The following is a 3,560-nucleotide window of genomic DNA, read 5'->3' on the forward strand; positions in this document are numbered from 1 at the left end:
TCGCGCGGGGCACGATCACCGTAGGGCTTGCGGTCACGGTCGCCGCCGCCGCTGTAGGGCGGCTTCCGGTCACCGGCACCGCCGCCACTGTAGGGTTTGCGGTCACGGTCGTTGGAGGAAGGACGGTCCCCCTGGGCGCCCCGGTCATCCCGGGAACGGTAGCCGCGGGGATCGCCGCCGGAGTTGTTGGTGCTACGGAATCCACCGCCGCCCGAAGTGCGTCCGCCGCCAAAGTTGCCGCGGTCATTGCCGCCGCGATTACCGTCGTTGTGCTCAGCCATGCTGGATTCCTCCTGTTATGAGCTGACCACTGGCGCAATCGCAGCCGCTCTGTTCCGTGTTTCGTTCCTACGCAACCCGAAATCAAGCGCTTCGAAGTCCGTACATCTCATCCAATTCTAGGCGAGTCCCTTCCGCCCGGCTAACGGCAGGGACTGTTTCGACCCTCCCGGTGACAAGCCGGCTCCTCAAGGTTCGTGCGGAAGTGAATTCCCGGATGAGTGTCATGCCGACGTCCGGACGGCACTGATCATGCGAACAACCGACCTGTAATCAGTCACCTTGCATCAAGCGCCTCAAACAACAACTTCAAACCGGATGTTGTGCAGGCCTTGGAATTCGCCTCGGGAGCCGGGACCGTCTCGACGCGGCGATCAAGGAACTTGCCTACAACAGCCAGTACACCCCCGTCGTCAGGAACCTCGAGTGCCTGCGCGGGGTCTCCACGCTGACCGGCTTCGGCCTGGCCGTGGAAATCGGCAACTGGCACCGCTTCACGGGCCAGAGCATTGGCGCCTACCTCGGGCTGGTCCCTTCCGAGCATTCCTCTGGACAGACACGATCCCAGGGCTCGATCACCAAGACAGGCAACGGCCACGCCCGCAGGCTGCTGGTTGAGGCCGCCTGGCACCACCGCCAACCCTATCCACACCCGTCCAGCCTCATGCGGCAACGATGGGCGCAGGCCCCGTCCGCCGCCCAGGCCCGGGGAAACGCCGGAAACCGGCGGCTACACGAACGCTGGCTGGTCTATCTCGAACACAAAAAGCGCCCCGTGATCGCGAACGTTGCGATCGCCCGGGAACTGGCCCGCTGGTGCTGGTCGCTGGCGACTATGCCCGCCGACCACGGCCAGAACCACACAACCCTGGCCAGATAAAACGTGCCGGCACGCTCCGACGGAACTGTTCGTTGCAGCGCGTGGAGCAAACCCGCGCCAGCCCTATGAGCAGCCAACTACAGGGCCACGCTCGACTCTAGACCCGCGGTAATCTCCAGCCGACCACATCGTCCTGCGGTAACCACCCCGCGTATATCAGAGTGACCGCGCCGTCGCCAACGGCACGCTGGACACTTCCAGACAGGACATGCCGGCCCACAAAAGGGTGAACACCAGGACAACCCAGCCCTGGAGCCTCCACCCACCGAAGCGGCCCCAGTCAACAGGCCGGGACCGCTTCCCCACGCAATATTGACAATTACACGTACATGTCAGGGCCTTAGCCGGGAGCAAGGCATCAGCACGCCCGATTGGGACCAGCCGATGGGAGAAACCTGAATGGGACGTGTCTCGAAGTCTCGCGCCCCGACGCATGCCTCGAGCGACGTGCGCACTCCTTCTCGCCATGACGGTCCCTGCTCTCTAGCCACCTGTGTGGGAAAGTAGGAAGTGGCCAGAAGAACAGCAAATGCCACAAGGACTCCTGCTGATGCCCGGGGCCGGGTGCCCTGCATGGAATCTGCCAGTAACGGAAACAGTGCCAGAGCGAACATCGCCGGTATCGCCGAGTACCTGGTCAGAATGGACGCAGCCCAGTCGCTTTCCGTGAAGTGGACATAGTCGAACTGAGCGCCCGGATTTGCCACGAGGCAGGCAGCCCATACACCGAAGGACGCGGTAACGAATAGCAGCGCCAGAAGACGTTGCTCATGTCGGGCTCTCAGCAACAGATATGCTAACGCGGCGATAATTGGAAGAAAAGCAAGTATGACCGGACCTGCCCCGAAATTGACAATGCTGATTCCCATATTGCGCGACGATCCGAAGAAGACCACACCGGCCACATTGATAAACCAGCCCACTAAAACCGACATAGGGTCCAAGGGATGACCGTTGTTCGGGCTTCGCGGATAGAGGACTGTTGTGTAGATCTGGAAGCCAGCACCGATAATCAGGCCAGCCCGTGCCGGCCAGAACGCCTTACGCCGGATATGCAAAAGTGCTAAAGGCAGGAACACGACAGATATCACTTCAGTGAGCGCCGACAGAAGAGCCGCCAAGAACAGAAGGATGCCTTCGGGTCGGCTTCGGACCGGCTTGAGTAGGAGCCACGGTGTGAGCCAGAGGAGATACCAATGGATATTTGCCGTGTTGCCGAGAATTTCGTATGGCCCAACGCTCAGGAGCACCGGAATTGCCGCCCAAGCAAGTCTCACCCGCACGTTACTGCTAAGTGCGGAGGAGCAGTGGAACGTCAGGTAGGCAACGACGGCAACGACAAGGCAGGAGATGTAGGCCAAGCCTACAGCGAAGTCTTCCACCGGAAGGAAGCGGACGATCACCGCTCCCAACAACCGCGGCAAAACGTGCAAGTAGCCTTCATACGGGGCAAATATTGAGCTTGGCCCGCCGCCGGAGAGGGCTTGGCGAAGGAATTCAGGACCGTCTTCCGCCCATACGGTATCCCAGACGGATTGCGGCAGCCTGAAGAACGAAACAAAGGAAGTGGCTGCGATAACTAGAACGGCGATGGCTGCACGAGTGGCCGTTACTGTCAATCGAATGTCCTCCCTGTTAATGCACACCAGGACCGCACCCCCACGTAGGGCTCTGGTCACTGCAAGTGTGCTCGGCCATCAAATATAGCCCACTGGACCGTACTATTTCGCCGTAATCTTCCGATTACAGGCTATAGCCGCAACATCTCAATTGTTCTCGTCTGTCCGGCCGCGGCAGGCGAATCGTCAGACCATTACGATGACTATCCGACTCGCAGGAACGTGCGCTGGCTCGGGGCGACCAGTCCAGCGGTGGATCCTTGCATTTGACGGCTACCTGAAGGCCAACGAGTTCGCTAGCTATGATCTCTTGGCGTCGCAACGTCCCCCAAGCAGAGGTCGTCCCCCTCAAAGGCTACAGCTACCGACTCAGGAGCCACCAGATCGAATCGCTGCACCCGACAAGACCGGAAAATACGGCAGGGTAGCCTCGCCAACGCGGCTCAGTTCTCAGGCCTGTATTTCCTAAGTACCCCCTGTAGTGGAGGGTGGTCGTCGTTAACGGAGGCTTTGGGAGGGACCGGGGTGGTTCCGGTTTTCGGCTCGACGTCATGGCCGCGCGAAAAGGATCTCCGCCCCCCGGTCATCACGACATCGATGACCTGGCTGGCGCTGGCACTGGCAGCCGAACGCGCTGGCGGGACTGATGATCATCAACCGCACAATGGCAATCACCACGAACCGTGGGGTACGGTTTGTGGGTTAAATGCGGGAGAGCCCCAACCGTGTGGTTGGGGCTCTCGACCGTTTAATGATGTTCCGGCGGTGACCTACTCTCCCAC

General features: G+C 60.6%; 1 protein-coding gene and 2 pseudogenes. 1 reads left to right on the forward strand and 2 read right to left on the reverse strand.

All coding sequences use genetic code 11. The annotated features are described in order from the left end of the window. Positions 1-281: pseudogene (locus tag ACZYZ3_RS20350) on the reverse strand (hypothetical protein); the annotation flags it as partial. Positions 282-631: 350 nt separating this feature from the next. Here ACZYZ3_RS20350 and ACZYZ3_RS20355 point away from each other — a divergent pair. After that, positions 632-1,159, forward strand: a pseudogene (locus ACZYZ3_RS20355) (transposase); the annotation flags it as partial. A 332-nt stretch (positions 1,160-1,491) separates the two neighbouring features. On the opposite strand, the gene ACZYZ3_RS20360 reads toward ACZYZ3_RS20355, so the two are convergent. Next, positions 1,492-2,778 (reverse strand): hypothetical protein, encoded by a 1,287-nt coding sequence (locus tag ACZYZ3_RS20360; protein WP_463965581.1) that lies wholly within the window; start codon positions 2,776-2,778, stop codon positions 1,492-1,494. Positions 2,779-3,560 lie beyond the last annotated feature (782 nt).

The organism is Pseudarthrobacter linnaei (genome assembly GCF_055412825.1).